This is a genomic window from Streptomyces alkaliphilus, assembly GCF_014141535.1.
GTDB classification, from domain to species: domain Bacteria; phylum Actinomycetota; class Actinomycetes; order Streptomycetales; family Streptomycetaceae; genus Streptomyces; species Streptomyces alkaliphilus.
The window spans coordinates 1-512 of record NZ_VKHT01001695.1 but is presented as its reverse complement, the minus strand read 5'-3'; the positions used below and the strand labels follow the sequence as shown (position 1 = coordinate 512).

Sequence of the window (512 nt, the reverse complement as noted above, 5' to 3'; positions counted from 1 at the left end):
CCTCCCCCGGGTCCGGGCGGACGCCGGCCCCGGAGGAGTCGACGGTGCTCGCTGGGCCTGCGCGTGGTCCCCCACCGGGTGGCCCGGGTCCGACGGTTGGTGGAGGAGCAACTACGTCGCTGGGGGCTCCCGGAGCTGGTCGACGCCGTGCTGCTGGGCACCAGCGAATTGGTGGCCAACGTGCATCGGCACGCGGGCCCGGACAAACGTTGCACCATCGAACTGTTGCTGCGCGAGGACAGGTTGACGGTCATCGTGGTCGATCACGGCCCCGGCCTGCCACGCGAGCGCAGCGCGGATCACGACGCCCGGAACGGGCGCGGGTTGGCGCTGGTGGCCGCTCTCGGGGAGAGTTGGGGAACCCGGGTCAGGCCGGACGGCCGGGGCAAGGCCGTCTGGTTCACCGTACGGCTACCGCTCGGCGAGGCCCGGAGCGGAGGACCGGAGCCCGGAAGGGCGCAGGGGCAGGCGATGATCAGCACGGCGACCGCGGCGGTGAAGGCGGCCGTGGC

General features: G+C 73.6%; 1 protein-coding gene. It reads left to right on the top strand.

Annotated features, from left to right (window positions below; genetic code table 11):
- Positions 1-512 (top strand): ATP-binding protein (locus FNQ90_RS26370; protein ID WP_182608583.1); only part of this gene is annotated, 512 nt, incomplete at both ends.